General features: G+C 49.2%; 17 protein-coding genes, 1 riboswitch and 1 other annotated feature. Of the genes, 1 reads left to right on the top strand and 16 read right to left on the bottom strand.

The window, feature by feature from the left end:
* Positions 1–67: 67 nt before the first annotated feature.
* The 15 genes from V8Q34_RS23810 to V8Q34_RS23880 all read right to left on the bottom strand — a co-directional run bounded on the left by V8Q34_RS23810 (position 68) and on the right by V8Q34_RS23880 (position 15,887).
* Complete coding sequence (locus V8Q34_RS23810; RefSeq protein WP_103731953.1) at positions 68–1,351, bottom strand: glycoside hydrolase family 125 protein; 1,284 nt, start codon at positions 1,349–1,351, stop codon at positions 68–70.
* Between the two features lie 157 nt (positions 1,352–1,508).
* A complete protein-coding gene (locus V8Q34_RS23815; protein WP_103731952.1) occupies positions 1,509–2,333 on the bottom strand; it encodes a DNA-formamidopyrimidine glycosylase family protein in 825 nt (274 codons plus the stop codon).
* Between the two features lie 86 nt (positions 2,334–2,419).
* Positions 2,420–2,689 (bottom strand): zinc ribbon domain-containing protein, encoded by a 270-nt coding sequence (locus V8Q34_RS23820; RefSeq protein WP_335836456.1) that lies wholly within the window; start codon positions 2,687–2,689, stop codon positions 2,420–2,422.
* A gap of 56 nt (positions 2,690–2,745) precedes the next feature.
* Positions 2,746–3,651, bottom strand: coding sequence for a helix-turn-helix transcriptional regulator (locus V8Q34_RS23825; protein ID WP_335836457.1), 906 nt, complete (start codon positions 3,649–3,651; stop codon positions 2,746–2,748).
* A gap of 167 nt (positions 3,652–3,818) precedes the next feature.
* Positions 3,819–4,235 carry a stage V sporulation protein AB gene (locus tag V8Q34_RS23830; protein ID WP_033139231.1) on the bottom strand — a complete coding sequence of 139 codons (417 nt, stop codon included), beginning with the start codon at positions 4,233–4,235 and terminating at the stop codon, positions 3,819–3,821.
* A gap of 1 nt (position 4,236) precedes the next feature.
* Positions 4,237–4,851, bottom strand: coding sequence for a stage V sporulation protein AA (locus tag V8Q34_RS23835; RefSeq protein WP_033139261.1), 615 nt, complete (start codon positions 4,849–4,851; stop codon positions 4,237–4,239).
* Positions 4,852–4,977: 126 nt separating this feature from the next.
* Positions 4,978–5,691: a SigF/SigG family RNA polymerase sporulation sigma factor gene (locus tag V8Q34_RS23840; protein ID WP_033139230.1), complete on the bottom strand. Its 714-nt coding sequence runs from the start codon at positions 5,689–5,691 to the stop codon at positions 4,978–4,980.
* Positions 5,692–5,702: 11 nt separating this feature from the next.
* Positions 5,703–6,146: an anti-sigma F factor gene (gene spoIIAB, locus V8Q34_RS23845; RefSeq protein WP_335836458.1), complete on the bottom strand. Its 444-nt coding sequence runs from the start codon at positions 6,144–6,146 to the stop codon at positions 5,703–5,705.
* A 14-nt stretch (positions 6,147–6,160) separates the two neighbouring features.
* On the bottom strand, positions 6,161–6,496 hold the full coding sequence (locus tag V8Q34_RS23850) for an STAS domain-containing protein (protein WP_033139228.1): 336 nt from the start codon (positions 6,494–6,496) through the stop codon (positions 6,161–6,163).
* Positions 6,497–6,629: 133 nt separating this feature from the next.
* Positions 6,630–8,273 (bottom strand): tetratricopeptide repeat protein, encoded by a 1,644-nt coding sequence (locus tag V8Q34_RS23855; RefSeq protein ID WP_335836459.1) that lies wholly within the window; start codon positions 8,271–8,273, stop codon positions 6,630–6,632.
* 11 nt (positions 8,274–8,284) lie between these two features.
* Positions 8,285–8,434 (bottom strand): hypothetical protein, encoded by a 150-nt coding sequence (locus V8Q34_RS23860; protein WP_018597822.1) that lies wholly within the window; start codon positions 8,432–8,434, stop codon positions 8,285–8,287.
* Positions 8,427–9,728: a bifunctional folylpolyglutamate synthase/dihydrofolate synthase gene (locus V8Q34_RS23865; protein WP_148392864.1), complete on the bottom strand. Its 1,302-nt coding sequence runs from the start codon at positions 9,726–9,728 to the stop codon at positions 8,427–8,429. The genes V8Q34_RS23860 and V8Q34_RS23865 overlap by 8 nt, the downstream gene beginning before the upstream one ends.
* Before the next feature lie 186 nt (positions 9,729–9,914).
* Complete coding sequence (locus tag V8Q34_RS23870) at positions 9,915–12,086, bottom strand: LTA synthase family protein (RefSeq protein ID WP_033139225.1); 2,172 nt, start codon at positions 12,084–12,086, stop codon at positions 9,915–9,917.
* A 28-nt stretch (positions 12,087–12,114) separates the two neighbouring features.
* Positions 12,115–14,763 (bottom strand): valine--tRNA ligase, encoded by a 2,649-nt coding sequence (locus V8Q34_RS23875; protein ID WP_335836460.1) that lies wholly within the window; start codon positions 14,761–14,763, stop codon positions 12,115–12,117.
* Positions 14,764–14,884: 121 nt separating this feature from the next.
* Positions 14,885–15,109, bottom strand: a binding site (T-box leader).
* A gap of 315 nt (positions 15,110–15,424) precedes the next feature.
* Positions 15,425–15,616, bottom strand: a riboswitch (cobalamin riboswitch).
* A gap of 64 nt (positions 15,617–15,680) precedes the next feature.
* A complete protein-coding gene (locus tag V8Q34_RS23880) occupies positions 15,681–15,887 on the bottom strand; it encodes a small, acid-soluble spore protein, alpha/beta type (RefSeq protein WP_148392861.1) in 207 nt (68 codons plus the stop codon).
* A 227-nt stretch (positions 15,888–16,114) separates the two neighbouring features.
* Here V8Q34_RS23880 and V8Q34_RS23885 point away from each other — a divergent pair, with 227 nt between their 5' ends.
* The gene (locus tag V8Q34_RS23885; RefSeq protein ID WP_335836461.1) at positions 16,115–16,942 is read left to right on the top strand and encodes a CAP domain-containing protein; all 828 of its coding nucleotides are present in this window, start codon (positions 16,115–16,117) and stop codon (positions 16,940–16,942) included.
* Between the two features lie 104 nt (positions 16,943–17,046).
* On the opposite strand, the gene V8Q34_RS23890 is transcribed toward V8Q34_RS23885, so the two are convergent.
* Positions 17,047–17,235 (bottom strand): PspC domain-containing protein, encoded by a 189-nt coding sequence (locus V8Q34_RS23890; RefSeq protein ID WP_033139214.1) that lies wholly within the window; start codon positions 17,233–17,235, stop codon positions 17,047–17,049.
* Positions 17,236–17,283: the final 48 nt, after the last annotated feature.

Raw genomic sequence — 17,283 nt, forward strand, 5'->3', positions numbered from 1 at the left:
AGGAAATAACAATTTCCCTTTTTCTAGGTTAACTGTACAAATTCTAGTGCGGTATTCCGGTGCGCGCTTACCGCTTTACCCGGTATCCCAGAAAGTCCAGCATCAGTTCACTGTACATGGCATTGGCCCAGGAAAACCATTCTCTTGTGAAAATCTCAGGGTTATCCACAAAGACACCCTCGTGCATCATACCTTTTCCACCGTCTGTCCCCGCAAGGCGTCTGAGTACCTGAAGTTTCTCCTCCTCTTTTTCCGCAGTCAGCCCCTCCATGGCTGCAGCAATGTGCCATACATATCTGGATGGTGTATGGGGACTTCCGATGCCGGACAGCCTGTCCCCTTTATAATAGTAAGGATTGGCCTCACTCAGCAGAAATCTCCTTGTGTTTTCCGCCACGTCACGGCGTCTCGGTATGTAGCCCAGATATTCCATGGATAAAAGGCTGGGCACATTGGCATCATCCATGAGATTATACTGCCCGAAGCCGTCCGTCTCATAGGCATAGATCTCACCGAATTCCGCTGTCCTGGCAATTCCGTATGTCTCGATTCCCGCTGTTATCTCCTCCCGAAGGCGTTCTGCCCGCTGTGCTGCTGCCTCCTCATGAAGGATTTCCCGGCAGATTTCAGACATGTATCCTAAAATAACACAGGCAAACATGTTGGACGGTATCAGATAACCATAGGTACATGCATCGTCACTTGGGCGGAATCCTGACCAGATCAGACCGCAGCCCTCTTTTACCAGAGCGCCCTTTCCATCCCTTGACAGTGTATCTGTGTGAATGGCATTTTTCCGCTGGAAACGGTACTGTGACCTGGACTCATGATACTGTTCCCGTTCAAACACATCCATGATAGTTTTTATCCCTGTCAGAAAGGTATCATCAAAATGCGCGGTATATCCCGTATTCTTCCAGAGCAGGTAGGCAAGCTGGACGGGATAACACAGGGAATCCACCTCGAATTTCATTTCCCATACCCATGGGTTCTGATCCGGGAAATCCTTCTCCCAGCAGTTCCCGTTGTCTGTCTCATTAAACGCATTGGCGTAAGGCTCTGTCAATATGCAGCGAAACTGCCTCTTCACAAGCCCTGCGATCACCTGTGTCAGCTTCTCATCCTTCCCGGCAGCCAACAGATACGGGCGGAGCTGCGCAGTGGAATCCCGCAGCCACATAGCCGGAATATCGCCTGTGATCACATGGGTGGTGCCGTCCTCCATCTCCCTCACCGTTGTGTTCAGGGTGTTGGTAAAGCAATTGCGAAACACCTCTGCCAGGTACGGTTCCTCCCTGCACTTGAGTTCTGCTTCCTTTATCAGTTCTTCTATGATTCCCGGGTTCTCCATTTTTAAAGTCCTCCTGTGATTTTTCTTATGTGTCCATCCTATCAAAAACAGATGGGGCTGTATAGTGAAATATCTCTTGAAATTTGTAAACTTTTCTACTCCGGGCCTCTGGCCGCATATGCAGAAAAGGCCCCACGGACTAACCGTGGAGCCTTTTCTATCTCTTCTGGCATTTCTCGCAGAAATATACATTCCCGCCCATATACGCCGCCCTTTTTATTTCCCCACCGCACCGCATGCACGGCTGGTGCAGAGAGTTTTTGGAGAGCTGGGTTATGTACCCGCCTTTGTTTCCGAATAAATCCCGCTCTGTATCTCTGCCCCCCTCATCACACATCTTTTTCAGTGTTTCGGTAACAGATTTGTAGAGATTCACAAAATCTTCTTCCTCCGCCTCCCGCATGTCAAACCTGGGGTCAATGCCTGCATTCCACAGAATGTCCTGCAGCACACCGTTTCCAAGGCCGGGTATGCGCTGCTCGGTTGCCAGAAATGCTTTGGCTGTCACCTTTTTTTGGGTATCCGGGTACAAACTCCGGAAATACTCGTAAGTAAATCCCTCCTCCAAAGGCGTACACTTGCTGACAGACGAAATATAATATTCATCACTGCATTTTCCCAGCGGATATACTCCGATAAACGCATACATCTGCACCGACACGGACAGGGCCGTATCGTCGTCAAAGGCCGCAAAAAACTGATGCCTTTTCGGGAACTCTGCCTTCTTTTCACAGTATTTCGGATAGGCGCCGTCGAAAAGCAGGATCATACAGTCTTCCGTATCAATCTCAATCATGCCGCCCCGGTTCACAGCCTTTACAATGGACTGCCCCTGGAGCATCTCATCATAATTTTCTTTGTCTCCGTGAAAGAACGCAAACTTATGGGGCGTATGGCCTGCTGTGACATAGTCAATAGTCTTTCCTTTCAGGTTATCTGTTATCTGCTTTGCTATGGTTCGGCTCTCCGGCAGTTCCAGCATATCGTATTCCTCCTCCGGCATGTGTTTCAAACTGCATTCGGCAGGCTGTGCGTCACAGTTTGCCGAAATGAACTTTCAGGCATCTTCTAAGACTGTTTCCACCTCTTCAGTGTGGGGAACCAGGATTTCATCATTTTTTCTGCTTCCTCCTGCGTACCGAAAGGATTTCCGTTTTCCTCATTAAACTTCAGGTTAAACCGAATCATATCCTCCATTGTCATATCACCGGTAAAGCTGCCGTTCTTATAGCAGTAACAGCAATAATCCTCATTTCTGCTGCCGTCCCTTTCCGTTCCGAAATCTTCTTCCTTCTCCATAGGCATGCCGCAGCTCTGGCAGAATTTTTTATCTTCCATGATATCTGTCCTCCTGTTTTTCTTACAGGATACGATATCTAATATGACACCTTATGTCATATACGGTAAAGTTCCCGAATCTTTTCCGCCTCCTTTTCGATCTGCACTCTCAGCCATTCCGGCTCCAGGACCCTGGCATCCGCGCCGAAGGATAAAATAAAACCGGTCAGCCACCTGCCAGGTGAAAAAGCAGTCTTCACCTCAAAGCCACCGTCCTTTTGGCGGACAATATCCTCCTCAGCAAAAAAGTCCAGCACCTGATAGCCCGCTGCCTCCGTAAACCTGAGTCTGACCGCTGTCATATCCTCTGACATATCCCCGCCCGCGTCCTTTTCCCCGGGCATCTGTCTTGCCTGGAACTGTTCCTCCTCCATCTCCAGCTCCCGGACCCGGTTCAGGCGGAACAGGCGGAATGCCTGCTTATTCCTGCAGTAGCCGGACAGATACCAGTGGCCGCCCTTAAAGCATAGGCGCAGCGGCTCCACCGTTCTTCTGCTCTTAATACCGGAGGAATTATAATACCGGAAGGTCAGAAGGCGGCGGTGCAGAATTGCATATTTACAGAGTTCAAAATACTTCTTCTCCAGCTTTCCCGCGCCCCATGTCTCAAAATCCACCTCCAGCCAGTCCACCGTCTGTCTTCCGAACAGTCCGGCAAGCTGGGAGAGCAGACTTCGCGAGTCCGCCGCTCCCACAGCATCCAGACTTTGAAGAGCCGTCATAATGTGCTCCTGCTCCTCCTCGCCCAGCAGCGTCCTGTCAAGCTGGAAATGCTCCATCAGCCGGATTCCCCCGCCGTGCCCTCTCTCTGTATAAACCGGTATTCCCGCTGCGGAGAGCGTGTCCAGGTCCCGGTATATGGTACGTACCGATACCTCAAGCCTTGCAGACAATTCCCCGGCAGTGATCCCGCGGTGCTCCATCAGTATGTATAATATCTCAAATAATCTGCTGTTCTTCATCTTCCCATCCCGTCTGTCACTACAGCCGTCCTGCTGCCTCTTCCCGCAAAAGGAATACAGCCTGCCCGGGAAGAAAATATCCCCGGGCTGTGTAACCTGCCCAAAGGCTGTCTGTTTTCATGTTAACAGTATAACACAGCCCTGATTCTGCCCACAAGGAGCACTTGTCACGTCATAAGGAAAAACTGGATCAGGCTTCCCAGTGTCTTACCGATGGCAATGGACAGCACCACAAGCCCCACACCCTTTGTAAGGCCGATCCGCCTTGCCATAATAGCGAATACATTCACCACTTCACCCAAAGCAATGATCCAGCTTCCCAGGAACATGCCGAAGAATATGCCGATGACAGCCAGTCCCCAGTGTCCGAAAGGCACATGGAACTGATACAGGTATAAAATATTTCCCAGAAAGGTCCCCAGGATCAGAGCGTCCTCATAGAGGAGCAGATTATGGCCCGTATGGGTAACACCCGCATACCGGGGAATGATACCCAGCCCGATGATAAAAGCAGCCAGCGCAGTGGCTACAACCATACCGCCGCTTAAGCCTACAATGGCAGCGATCACTTCATTCACCCACATCTTAACTCTTCTCCTTCCTGTTCTTCTTCTCGATCAGAGTCTTATCTACATCATCCTCATAGACACGCATCTGTACTTCCATAGGAGTAGGGTCCTGCGTGATCTTTCCATGTCCGAAATGATTGAAGAAAAATATAACGCCAAGGCCGATTCCCAGGGAATAGGTAAATTCCAAAATGGTGTGCCCCGTGGAAATATTGCCTGTGAGCTGCTTGTAAAGCTGAAAAAACAGTCCGGATGTATCCACATCCATATTAAACGTCATAATGGAAAAAGCCCCTCCGAAAAATGTAAGAAAGCACACCAGAGCCGTCTTCATCCAGCTCCACAGCACATGCCCATGCTTCTGCGTTTCATAGGTAATGACAAAATTCGCCTCACCGATATGCGTCACATCCACACTCTGTTCCTTATCCTGGATCGCCTCCACCAGCTCCAGGGCAGATACCACATAGCGCCCCGGCTTACCGTCCGGAACGGTGAATACCTTTCTCACCCGGTTCCTGTTCAGTACACTGGTACTGCTGGAGGAAAGCTTTGCCACATCCTGCAGGTAGACCTCCGGCTGATGTACCTCCACATTTTTCTCTGTCTGCACATATAAAACATCACTCATGTAAATATCTCCTTTGAACATAGACAGCCGGACGAAATCCTCCTGACTGCAATTACGATTACAGGGATAGTATGACATTTTCCTGTGCAAACTATTCTTAAAACAGCACACTTGCCGTGCCATAAATCAAAGCTTTTCCCGCAGGCGGCTCAATATTTTTTTCTCCAGCCTGGACACCTGTACCTGGGATATTCCCAGCTCTCCCGCAATCTGGGTCTGGGTCTTCTCCTGGAAGAAACGCATGTAGATCAGTTTTCTCTCCTCAGGGTCCAGCGTTCCCAGCATCTGCTCCAGCATCATACGGTTTAACAGATGTTCCTGGTCATTGCGCTGCTCCTCAATCTTGTCTTCTAGAGAAATATCCGTGCCGTCGCCCTGGTATATGGTCTTCTGCAGGGACTCGATCTGTGCCCCGGACTCCATTGCCAGCACCAGTTCCTCTCTGGTCACTGCAATACGCTCCGCAATCTCGTCCATCTCCGGCTCTTTCCCGTTCTCCATCATCAGTTCCTCTCTGGCTGTGTAGGCTCTGCAGCATATCTCCTTTAAGGAACGGCTCACCTTCATCATGCCGTCATCCCTTAAAAAGCGTTTGATCTCCCCTGTGATCATGGGGACCGCATAAGTGGAGAATTTCACATCATAGGAAGTATCGAATTTGTCAATGGCTTTCAACAGGCCAATGCTCCCTATCTGGAACAGATCCTCTGCCTCCACGCCGCGGTTTAAAAAGCGCCTGACAATGCTGTGTACCAGACCAATATTTTTCTCTACCAACGTATCTCTTGCTTCCTTATCTCCCTGGTGCGCACGCCCGATAAGGGCAAGGATATCCTCCATACAGCCTCCTTTTACTCAAAAACCTGACTTCCGGTTCCGATTTTTTTCTTCATCCGGACGACAGTGCCCTTTCCCGGCTCAGATTCCACTTCCAGCATATCCATAAAAGCCTCCATAAAGGCAAAGCCCATGCCTGATCGGTCCTGCTCCGGCTTTGTGGTGAACATGGGTTCCATGGCCCTCTCCACATTCTCAATCCCCCGCCCGTGGTCTGTCACAGCCACGGTAAGTTCCCTGCCGCAGATGGTACAGTCTATCCTGATTTTCTCCGTCTCCTTCTCATAAGCATGTACAATACAGTTTGTGATCGCCTCAGAGACAGCAGTCTTAATATCTGCTACCTCCTCAAGTGTGGGATTTAACTGGGTGGCAAATGCTGCCACCGTGATCCGTGCCAGCCCTTCGTTGCAGGAACGGCTGTCCATCTCCAATGTCATTTCATTGGTATTCTCCATATCTACCTTCCCCCTTACCTTCTTTTCTGGTGCCAGACAGCTTCCTGGCTGATTTCAATATATTTGTAGATCCCTGACAGGCGCATGATCCGGTTTACCCTGTCATTTACATGGATTGCCGACACCCTGCCTCCGCTGTAATGCAGAAGGCGGTATCTTCCCATAAGCATACCGATTCCGGAACTGTCCATAAATGTAGTGCCGGAAAAATCAAAGACAAGCTGACGGACATTCCCCTTCTTCAGCTCCCTGTCCACTTCATCGGTGATCTGGCTGGCAAAATGATGGTCCAGCTCCTGTGGTACATATACCATCAGGCAGTTGCCCCTCTTTTTTAACACATCTTCCATACTCATTTCCCCTTACTATTCCAATGCATCCCATTCGGCTGCTGCTGCCTGCAGAAATCCCATATTTTTCTGCGGACAACAAAAGGATGTGCATACGCTTATGCACACCCTTTCCTTCAAGGTTTCTCTTAGGTTATTCTTCTCCGGTGTCATCCAAGTTATCCTGGCCGTCACCTTCACCGTTGTTGTCATCGCCGCTGTTGTCATCGCCATTGTTGTCACCATTATTGTCGTCCTGGTTTCCATCTGTATTTCCGGAATCCAATCCGTCCTCACCGCCGCCGTTATCCTGGCCCTCATCTGTCTCTCCTCCGGTGTCATCCTGAGGCTCCCCCTGGTCAGCCGGTGCCTGGGAACCATCCCCGCCGCCGTCCTGCCCTGTGGGTGTTCCGCCGATGGCAGTCATATAATCCTTTGCGTCGCTGGCATAGCTGGTACCCGGAAATGCGTCTATGATCTTCTGATACCAGACAATGGCATTGGCGTTGTCCCCGCTCTTCTGGTAAGACTGGGCCAGATAGAACATGGAGTCATAATCCGGATTTCCTATCTCCTGTGCCTTCAGCAGATTGTCAATGGCAGCGGCATAATCCTGTCCTTCATACGCCGTGATGCCTGTGCTCTTATATCCCGCTTTAACGGTTTCACCAATCTCGTTCATGATGGTATCATACATGGCCTTGGCATCCACAGACAACTGGGATGCATCCACACTCTCCAGAGCGTTGGCTGCATTCTGGTAGTTACCGCTGTTGTATGCCTGCCAGGCTTTGATCAGGTTATCATAGCTCTCCGATTTGGTGTTGGCCTGGGCGATCTGCTCATTGGCCGTGTTCACCGACTGGGAGGAAGCGTCAATCTCCTGCTGCATCCTGTCTATCTCCGCTGCCTGGGTGGCTACCTTGTCACTGTATTCCACGATCTTCTTGTTGGCCTCATTGTTGATCTTCTGCGTCTTGGCCGGAACGATGAGGAACCAGAGCGCAGAGGCCCCCACCAGCAGGCCGATGATCAGATTGATCAGCGTATTGGTCACGGTCCTCTCCCTGTATTCCGGGGGCTGAATGATGGTGTCATTGCCTGAGTTGTAGATCACACGCCCGTCTTTTTCCTCACGATTCTTTTCCTTTGCCCTGAATCTTGGCTCCAGACTGGTCATTCTACCGGTCTGGTCATCCACCTCCCGCAGAAAACGCAGAGTGGTGGTGTTGGTCTTGTCTATCTTCGCCGCAATTTTAAGCTGTTTTCTGGCCTTTTCATATGCTTCTTCCTTTATATAGATCAGAGAGAGCAGATGATAACCCTTGATCAGCTTTGGATTGCTGGTCAGCACCTTCTTAAGCTGCATCTTAGCCATATCCAGATTTCCGGTACGGCAGTATGCGAGACACTGGTTATATTTCTTGATGCTGGTATTGATGGTGTCCAGCCGGTTGGCATTGCTCTGCAGCTTGTTGATGTAATCTGAAGCCACATTGCCGTCCGGCATAATGTTCTTGCTGATGACCCATTCACTTAGAGCTGCCACTACCTCTCCGGTCTCAAAATACACCAGACCCAGAAGGTTTCTGGCCTGGATATTGCATTTGTTCATCTTCAGGCTTCGTTTCAGGCAGGTGATGGCTCCGGACAGGTCACGGATCTGTGCCTTCTCCAGCCCCTGATTGTAGTAGAGATTGGACAGTGCCACTGCCTTTTTCTGGGCGGTCACATTACACCCGCACTTTGGGCAGTAAGGTGAAGTGTTGAGCTGTGCTTGGCATATCATACAATTCATCTGTCTTCTCCCTAATTCTTAGCCGTTCCATTGGTTTCTTTCAGCATTTCCTTCAAAATATCGATCACATCCGTCAGATCCTGTTTGTAGATGTTGCCTTCCGCATCATCCACATCCAGGCACGGCTGGAATTTCTTCAGTTCTTCCTCGTAATTAATCATTCATTCTCCTCCTAACGTAATCCTTTATCTCCCCGGCAAGATACAAGGAACCCACAACGAACATCAGGCCGTCCCCCTTCAGGGCGTATGCCTTCTCAAATGCCTCTCCCGAATCCGGCACTGCCATTACACTGCTGCATCCGTTTGCCCGGAACAGCTCTGCCAGCTCTTCTGATGACTGCTTCCTGCTGCCCCATATCTCTGTTGTCACCACATTGGCAAATCTGAGTCCGCTGCAGACTCTGCGAATCATATCCTCATAGTCCTTATCCGAAACAGTGGCAAACAAAAGCGTTATGGAAAACTCCTCCTGAAAATGCCGGACTGTCTCCACAAACTGGGCAACCCCGTCCTCATTGTGGGCACCGTCCACGATCACTCCCGGAAGTATGGTCTCCATTCTGCCCTGCCATTTGGTATGTTCAAGGCCCTTTTTCAAAGTTTCCTTTCCTATCCCGTGGTTTTCCCTGAGGACACCCATTGTCTCCACTGCCAGTGAGGCATTCATCATCTGGTATTTTGCAATAAACGGAACAAACAGCTCTGTCGTCCCGTAAACAGCGGAATCAAAAGTAAAACCGATTCCTTTTGGCGTGTAGGATAAAAGCTTCTGGCTTTCTGCCCTCACCTCATGGGCGGGACATCCAAGCTCCTCCGCCCGGCTGCGGATCACAGCGGCTGCTGTCTCGTTGTTCGCGTCAAAGATGACCGGCACACCCTTCTTGATTATGCCAGCCTTCTCCCCGGCTATCTTGTCGATGGTATCTCCCAGATATTCCACATGGTCCAGACTGATGGATGTGATGACACAGGCTAATGGATTCAAAATGGAGTTGGTAGCGTCAAGTCTTCCCCCAAGGCCTGTCTCAAGTACAACAATATCCACATCCTCATCTTCAAAAATCAGCATTCCCATGAGAAACAGGAACTCAAAATATGTGGGATGGTAATCCCCCTGCTCCACAAGGCGGTCGGAAAGCTCCTTCACCTTCAGAAAAGCCTCCAGAAATTTTTCATCTGAAACCATCTGTTCATTGATCTGGAATCTCTCATTGATCTTCATCAGGTGCGGGGATGTAAAAAGTCCGCATCTGTAACCGCCTTCCTCCAGCATGGTGGACAGAAAAGCGCAGACGCTTCCCTTTCCGTTGGTTCCTGCCACATGGATTATCTTTCTATTTTTATCGGGACTGCCCAGCATGTCCAGGCATTTCCTGGTGTGTTCCAGTTTATTTTTCGTTGTAAATTTTGGAATTTCTTCAATGTATGCTGCTGCTTTTTCATAAGTAAACAAAAGCGTTTTCCTTCTTTCCGTCTTTGGTAAGCCTTATCTATATAGGAAAGTCACCACTTCCCCTTATAAGGACAAGACCGTCTGCTGCAGTCCGGACAGTAGCCGCCGGATTGTAACAGGTCACTTATCATTATAATGAAGTGGTGACAATATGCAAGCAAATTATGTCGGTTCTTTTAAAAGTTTTTAATTCTGGACCGGGTTTTCCACATCAGGTACCTCTATCGGCCCTTCTCCGGCGGCTGTCCCGGTGTTATTTTCTTCCCCTATGGGATTCCCGGCGGCGCCGCCTTCTTTGTTCGCCGCATTCGGGTCAATGGTGTCCGCCCCGCCTTCTTTGTTCTCATCGTCCAGAGGCGGTACCTCCGGAGTCAGCGGCTCCACAGGCACTTTGTAGATAATACTGTCGGTTCTGGTAAGCACCTTGCGGGTGGAACTGTTGCTTCGGATCGCTACATCCACCTCATCCCCGTCTTTTAACTCCACATCATTCAGCAGAAGTGTGGTTGGGCTGATATAGGTGGTTTCCAGAAGTTCACCGTTCACCTCCACATACGCGGACTGGGTGAAGTTCTCACCGGTGATATAATACCTGCCGTCTGAGATCTTCTCAATCTTATCAAGCACAGCGTCTTTTACTCCCAGATGCATCTCTGTCCGTTCAAAAGGATTCTCACCGTCGTAGACATACTGTTTTCCATACAGGATATCATACTGGAGGGTTTCCAGATCCACCTGGTAATTTTTCGTCTGCCTTCTGGCCTGATGGAAGCGGAAAATATTTCCCTCATGGATTCCCACACGGTCCATCACCTCTGCTGCCATCTGGTAGGCTGCCACATTGGCATCCTTCTTCTCAAGCCCCATATTGTCCCAGATCACATACTCTGTCTGGAACAGATAGCGGTTCTTCACATCCTTGACCTTCAGACCCATGGTCGGAAGGTGGTCACCGTACATGACAAGCACAACGTCCTCATCATATTCGGCCAGGGTTTCCGTAAGCTGCTTGACAAACTGGTCCATCTCATAAATCTGGTTGCAGTAATACTCCCATTTATTATTGACAGCGTCAGACTCTCCGCCGGTGACGGTGATCTTGGGGTCATCGATCATAGGCTCCTCCGGATAATCCCCATGGCCCTGTACGGATATGGTGTAAATGTAATCCGGGTCGTCGGATGATTCCAGTGCTTCCATAATATATTTTGTCAGGTTCCTGTCGCGCATCCAGTCATTTGGATTAGTGTCATCCTGCTCTGACATGTATTCCTCTGAGGTAAAACTGTCAAATCCCAGATTGGCGAATACATTCCTTCTGCCGTAAAAGTTTGCCTCATTGTTGTGTATGGCATGGGTGCTGTATCCCAGATTCTTTAACACATAGGGCGCGCTCTCACAGGTGGTCTCTTTTAAGATACTCTTGTAGGGGTATTCCCCCGGTCCGAAATAGCGCAGGCTCATGCCCGTGATGGATTCAAACTCCGTATTGGCTGTTCCCGCGCCTACACTGGGCACCTTGTAGTAGCCTGAGGAATATTCCTTCATCAGTTTCCTGAAGGTTGGAATCGGGTCCTCAGAAATCTTCAGGAAGTTCACCAGCGTAGGATCAAAGAAGGACTCAAGCTGCAGGAAAATAATATTGGGACGTTTTTCTCCCGTCTCGGCAAGGCCGCTCTCACTCTTCTCGATTCTTTTGATGGATGCCTCAGAGTAATCCCTTGGACAGCTGATGCCTGTGTTAAATATGGTGGTTGCCAGACAGTAAGGATATCCATAGTCTTCATAGGCAAACGCAATATTTCCGAAATAGTTGGACAATACCCTCTTCTCCAGTGCCAGCTTGGTTGTTCCGGCAAATGCCAGCACCCCGGCCAGCACCAGAGGGATATTGAGTTTGTATGTCATTTTTCCCTGATACTTCGGTCCCTTCAAAAACAGAAATACCAGTCCAATGAGCGCCGCTGCTGCCAATATGATCACGATCACAAAAAAGACAGGTGACAGATACTTATTGGCGATCTTAAACGCATCTGTGATCAGGTGCAGATCTGGCCCGGTGAAGGGAGTGACACGGTTTGCCAGAAGCACGCCGTTGATAATTCCCAGTACCAGCCAGAAGATAGCCAGAAGGGTTCTCATAAAAACCCTCCGGCGCACCAGATAAACTAACAGTGTGGTAGTGAAGATCAGAAAGGAATTGTAGAGAAACACCAGAGGCCTTTCCGTCATATACGTGTATGCTTCGCGGACGGAATGTCTGGAGATTGCTTCTATCACAAAATACCCCATCATAACCACTACCATCTGAATCGGCAGAGAAAGCCGGTTCAGATATTTTAACCACTTCTCATTCATATATTTAACTCTCCTATAGCCTGCGCAGTTATCTGCCAAGCTGTGCAAGCCTTTCCTTTACCTGTTCCATCATATTTGTGTATTTTTCAAGTTTGGCCTTCTCCTCAGCCACCTTGCTCTCGGGAGCTTTGCTCAGGAACCGTTCATTGCTCAGCATTCCGTTTACACGGGCAAGCTCTTTGTTCAGGCGTTCGGCCTCTTTGTTCAGACGCTCAATTTCCTTCTCGATATCCACCAGCTCCGCAAAAGGCATGTAGATGACTGCCTTTGAAGTTACCGCAGAGACAGCGTCATCCGCAATTCCCGTCTTGTCGGCCTGGATGGTCACTTCGCTGGCATATCCCAGAGCTGCGAAGAAGACTTTTCCGTTCTCAAAGACCTGACGGATTTCCTCCTCCTCTGATACCACGTATACTTTCGCCTTTTTACTTGGTGGTACATTCATATCGGTACGAACATTCCGGATGCTTCTTACAGCTTCCTTGATGATCTCAACCGCGCGCTCATCCTCTGTGAAGTTCCATGCCTCTGTCTTCACCGGCCAGGAAGCGATCATGATGGACTCTTCCTCAGGGTGAAGGGTGCAGAAGATCTCCTCTGTGATAAAGGGCATGTAAGGATGCAGAAGCTTCAGCGCATTGCCCAGAACGGTCTTCAGCGTCCATAGGGCTGCTGCCTTGGTGTTGTCCTCGTCATTATACAGCCTTGGTTTTACCATCTCAATATACCAGTCACAGAATTCTTCCCAGATAAAATCGTATACCTTCTGAACCGCAATGCCCAGCTCGTATTTGTCCAGATTCTCTGTAACTTCCTCTGCCAGTGTATTCACTTTGGAGAGAATCCACTTATCCGCTCCGGTCAGGGTATTCAGGTCAATCTCAGCGGGAACCTCCGCTTTTTCCAGGTTCATCATTATGAAACGTGACGCGTTCCATACCTTATTGGCAAAGTTGCGGCTGGCTTCCACTCTCTCCCAGTAGAAACGCATATCATTGCCCGGCGCGTTTCCTGTCATGAGGGTGAGGCGCAGGGCATCAGCGCCGTATTTATCAATAACCTCCAGGGGATCAATGCCGTTCCCCAGGGATTTGCTCATCTTGCGGCCCTGGGAATCACGCACCAGACCGTGGATGAGAACATGGTGGAACGGTGTCCTGCCTGTCTGCTCCAGACCTGAGAATACCATACGGATAACCCAGAAGAAAATAATATCATAGCCTGTTACCAGCACATCTGTGGGATAGAAATACTCCATCTCTTCCGTTTTCTTCGGCCATCCCAGTGTGGAGAAGGGCCAGAGGGCGGAGGAGAACCAGGTATCTAAGGTATCCTCATCCTGTGTCAGATGCTCACATCCGCATTTTGGACAAACTTCCGGCATGTCACGGGTTACCACTACCTCACCGCATTTGTCGCAGTAATAAGCAGGGATCCTGTGTCCCCACCAGAGCTGGCGGGAAATACACCAGTCACGGATATTCTCCAGCCAGTGCATATAGATTTTATCAAAACGGTCCGGTACGAACTGCAGACTTCCGTCTTCCAGTGTCTTGATGGCAGCCTCTCCCATCTCTTTCATTCTGACAAACCACTGGGGCTTGATCATTGGCTCCACTGTAGTGCCGCAGCGGTCATGGGTTCCCACACTGTGGGAATGAGGCACTACCTTTACCAGCAGCCCCTGCTCCTCCAGGTCTCTGACCATGGCTTTTCTGGCCTCATAGCGGTCCATTCCTGCATATTTGCCGCCCAGCTCATTGATGGTGGCATCGTCGTTCATGATATTGATTTCCGGCAGGTTATGGCGTTTTCCCACTTCAAAGTCATTGGGGTCGTGTGCCGGTGTGATCTTCACGCATCCGGTACCAAACTCCTTGTCTACATATTCATCTGCCACAACCGGAATTTCCCTGTCAGTGAGCGGCAGCTTCAGCATTTTTCCAACCAGGTCTTTGTATCTCTCATCCTCCGGATTGACAGCAACAGCCGTATCACCCAGGAGTGTCTCAGGACGTGTGGTAGCAATCTCCACATAACGGCCATCTTCGCCTGCGATGGGATAATTGATGTGCCAGAAAAATCCGTCCTGGTCCTCATGCTCTACCTCTGCGTCGGAGATGGATGTCTGGCATACCGGACACCAGTTGATAATACGGGATCCTTTGTAGATGTAACCTTTTTCGTATAATTTAATGAAAACTTCCTGTACAGCCTCGGAACAGCCCTCATCCATGGTGAAACGTTCTCTGTCCCAGTCAGCGGAGGCGCCCAGCTTTTTCAACTGGTTGATGATCTTGCCGCCGTATTCCTCTTTCCACTCCCAGGCGTGTTTCAGGAATGCTTCCCTTCCGATCTCGTTCTTGTCAATGCCCTGTTCTTTCAGCTTCTCAATAACTTTGACCTCTGTGGCAATGGCTGCGTGGTCCGTGCCCGGCTGCCACAGTGCTTCGTATCCCTGCATTCTCTTGAATCGGATGAGGATATCCTGCATGGTCTCATCCAGTGCGTGTCCCATATGAAGCTGTCCTGTTACATTGGGCGGGGGCATCACAATGGTAAATGGTTTTTTATCTCTGTTTACTTCGGCGTGGAAATATTTGTTGTCCAGCCATTTCTGGTAAATTCTGTCTTCCAGTCCCTTGGGGTCATAAGTTTTGGCAAGTTCCTTGCTCATAATCTCCTCCTTAAAATGAAATGGAATCCCGCGTGCAGCCATCTTCCTTTTGTATGCATAGAGTATCCTGCCCGGCAGACGTTTTGTGTTACAATAAAAAACGCCCTCTACAGAATAAACTGTAAAGGGCGAAATCTTCCGCGGTACCACCTTTTTTTCTCACTCATGTCCGTTAACGCAGACTACGCGTGAAGGCCTACTCCTGATTCATCCTTTACAAACCACTCTGTTCAGCCCTCCGGTTCAAAAGCTACCTTCCATCCGTTCCTCTGAAACGACCTTGCAGCCGGTGGGTCGTTCTCTCTGCCAGTTTCCGGGATGTACTCCTCTTTCTCATCACCTTTTCATACGTCCCATCATAATCACATTGTTCTCTTTTGTCAAGTGAATAAATTGTGAAGAAATAAAAATAAGCCCGTATCTGCGGACTTATTCCTCATTTGTTCGTAATACACGCTATCCTATGCGGGATATTATCCCTCTGATTTCATCCCGGTTCCTTCTATATAAAAGGGTGCGGTTACACCGGGAATAAAAATCAGAGGAATCCCAGCCGTTTAATCTGGTGCATAATTCTATAAATTCAGGTTTCGGCCTTTCGGCATTCCATAATAAGAATCTCACATGGAAGATTCAGGTTCTAAACTTTGCACGGAAGTTCTCACCCTACTGCCATCAAGCAGGTTTCCTGGCTCATGGTTCATCGCTTAGCCGCCTTCTCACACTTTCATGCAATGGCATTTTGGCTTCGCTTCCCATTTACAGTGACCGCATCGCTCAGGATTTGCACCTGATTCCCTTTTCACCAGCACTGTGCGGCCAGTGCGGATGCACTTGATCGTTTTATGGAATTATACATATTTATGTTACCATTCTGCAAAGGTTCAGTCAACCCCCATTTACAATACGGACCGCTTTTACGATACACCGTCCGTCTTCTTGCTCTCCCGTCTTCTTCTTGTCATAATGCCGCCGATTCGTCCGGTCTCCTTGGCAGAAAGGCTCTTCCAGCCCGACTCCAGAACCTGATCAAGCAGTCCCAGTTCCTCTGCGATTTCATATTTCAGCATCTCCTCACGGGGGATCTTATTTAAGTCAATCTTCTCATCGTTTTTCTTGTTCATGAAAAGTCACACTCCTTCATAAATAATTAAAGTCTCTTTCAAGTATGACCTGTTCTTTTCATTTTAAACATATCTGAAAAAAATGTTGTTATACGGCAGAGGTACTTCCGTCAGTCTGCCGCGCTTTGGGGATTCCAGATGTTCCCTGTTTCATTCTCTCGCTTATCATGTTATTATTGTTCTTGTAACAATTACATAACATTTTCGTAACAATTAAGGAGGTCTCTATGAAACATAAAATATTACCAGGTTTTCTTGCGCTGGCTGTTGTCAGCGCCATGGGAATGGCTCCGGCCACTGTGCAGGCTGCCGGCATTGAAGATGTAAAGCAAAATCTGCAGGGCAAGGGTATCATTGTAGCCGGAAATGTCTCCAATCTGGACGAATTAAAGCAAAAGCTGGAAAGCATGGGAATTGACTGCTCTATCCCCGGCTGGCTGGAATCCCTCTGCCCGGAACTCCCGGGAATCGGACAGCCGGGAGACCCGGATACTCCGGACAACAACCAGCCGGAAAACCCAAGTGTCCCGGATGACAACCAGCCAGAAAATCCGGGCACTCCGGACAATAACCAGCCCGAAAACCCGAGCACTCCGGACGGCAGCCAGCCGGAAAATCCGGGTACTCCGGACAACAACCAGCCAGAAAATCCAAGTGTCCCGGATACTGACACAGAAAACGCCAGTTTTGTCCGGCAGGTAGTAAATCTTGTCAACCAGGAGCGTGCCAAAGCTGGCCTGTCACCTGTAACAGCTGACACTTCCATCCAGGCTGCCGCTCAGGTCAGAGCAAAAGAGATTGAGAAGTCCTTCTCACACACCCGTCCTGACGGAAGCTCCTTCAGCACTGCTCTGACCCAGCAGGGTGTCATTTACCGCGGCTCAGGCGAAAACATTGCATGGGGTCAGAAAACCCCGGAACAGGTTATGAACGGCTGGATGAACAGCGATGGCCACAGAGCCAACATCCTCAACAAAAACTTCACAAAAATAGGCGTAGGCTACCACCAAAACGCCTCCGGTACCAATTACTGGACCCAGTTATTCACTTACTAAAACACACACAATCATAAGTACACACCACACATAAAAATACAGAGGCTGCAGTGTTCCCCCACTGCAGCCTCTGTATCTTTATATTTGTCTCTTATCGCTTTTCTTTATTTTGGAATTATAATTGAGGCAATAATGTACGCCACAATTCCGGTCCATACCATTCCAAAGCAGGAAAGGATTACCCATGCAAGCCTCACCAGCGTAGGATCAATATTGAAATACTCCGCAATCCCTCCGCATACTCCTGTCAGCATATAATTTGTAGATGACCTATACAATCTCTTATCAGACATAACCATTCTCCTTTCATCTGAAAACATTTTCTATTTATCTATTCCTGT

Source organism: Blautia sp. JLR.GB0024 (genome assembly GCF_037000545.1).
Taxonomy (GTDB): domain Bacteria; phylum Bacillota; class Clostridia; order Lachnospirales; family Lachnospiraceae; genus Blautia; species Blautia celeris.

What these genes read in the sequence shown, in the direction of transcription:
- V8Q34_RS23810 (WP_103731953.1), bottom strand. Translation starts at nt 1,351, where the DNA reads ATGGAGAACCCGGGAATCATAGAAGAACTGATAAAGGAAGCAGAACTC.
- V8Q34_RS23815 (WP_103731952.1), bottom strand. Translation starts at nt 2,333, where the DNA reads ATGCTGGAACTGCCGGAGAGCCGAACCATAGCAAAGCAGATAACAGAT.
- V8Q34_RS23820 (WP_335836456.1), bottom strand. Translation starts at nt 2,689, where the DNA reads ATGGAAGATAAAAAATTCTGCCAGAGCTGCGGCATGCCTATGGAGAAG.
- V8Q34_RS23825 (WP_335836457.1), bottom strand. Translation starts at nt 3,651, where the DNA reads ATGAAGAACAGCAGATTATTTGAGATATTATACATACTGATGGAGCAC.
- V8Q34_RS23830 (WP_033139231.1), bottom strand. Translation starts at nt 4,235, where the DNA reads ATGTGGGTGAATGAAGTGATCGCTGCCATTGTAGGCTTAAGCGGCGGT.
- V8Q34_RS23835 (WP_033139261.1), bottom strand. Translation starts at nt 4,851, where the DNA reads ATGAGTGATGTTTTATATGTGCAGACAGAGAAAAATGTGGAGGTACAT.
- V8Q34_RS23840 (WP_033139230.1), bottom strand. Translation starts at nt 5,691, where the DNA reads ATGGAGGATATCCTTGCCCTTATCGGGCGTGCGCACCAGGGAGATAAG.
- spoIIAB (WP_335836458.1), bottom strand. Translation starts at nt 6,146, where the DNA reads ATGGAGAATACCAATGAAATGACATTGGAGATGGACAGCCGTTCCTGC.
- V8Q34_RS23850 (WP_033139228.1), bottom strand. Translation starts at nt 6,496, where the DNA reads ATGGAAGATGTGTTAAAAAAGAGGGGCAACTGCCTGATGGTATATGTA.
- V8Q34_RS23855 (WP_335836459.1), bottom strand. Translation starts at nt 8,273, where the DNA reads ATGAATTGTATGATATGCCAAGCACAGCTCAACACTTCACCTTACTGC.
- V8Q34_RS23860 (WP_018597822.1), bottom strand. Translation starts at nt 8,434, where the DNA reads ATGATTAATTACGAGGAAGAACTGAAGAAATTCCAGCCGTGCCTGGAT.
- V8Q34_RS23870 (WP_033139225.1), bottom strand. Translation starts at nt 12,086, where the DNA reads ATGAATGAGAAGTGGTTAAAATATCTGAACCGGCTTTCTCTGCCGATT.
- V8Q34_RS23875 (WP_335836460.1), bottom strand. Translation starts at nt 14,763, where the DNA reads ATGAGCAAGGAACTTGCCAAAACTTATGACCCCAAGGGACTGGAAGAC.
- V8Q34_RS23880 (WP_148392861.1), bottom strand. Translation starts at nt 15,887, where the DNA reads ATGAACAAGAAAAACGATGAGAAGATTGACTTAAATAAGATCCCCCGT.
- V8Q34_RS23885 (WP_335836461.1), top strand. Translation starts at nt 16,115, where the DNA reads ATGAAACATAAAATATTACCAGGTTTTCTTGCGCTGGCTGTTGTCAGC.
- V8Q34_RS23890 (WP_033139214.1), bottom strand. Translation starts at nt 17,235, where the DNA reads ATGTCTGATAAGAGATTGTATAGGTCATCTACAAATTATATGCTGACA.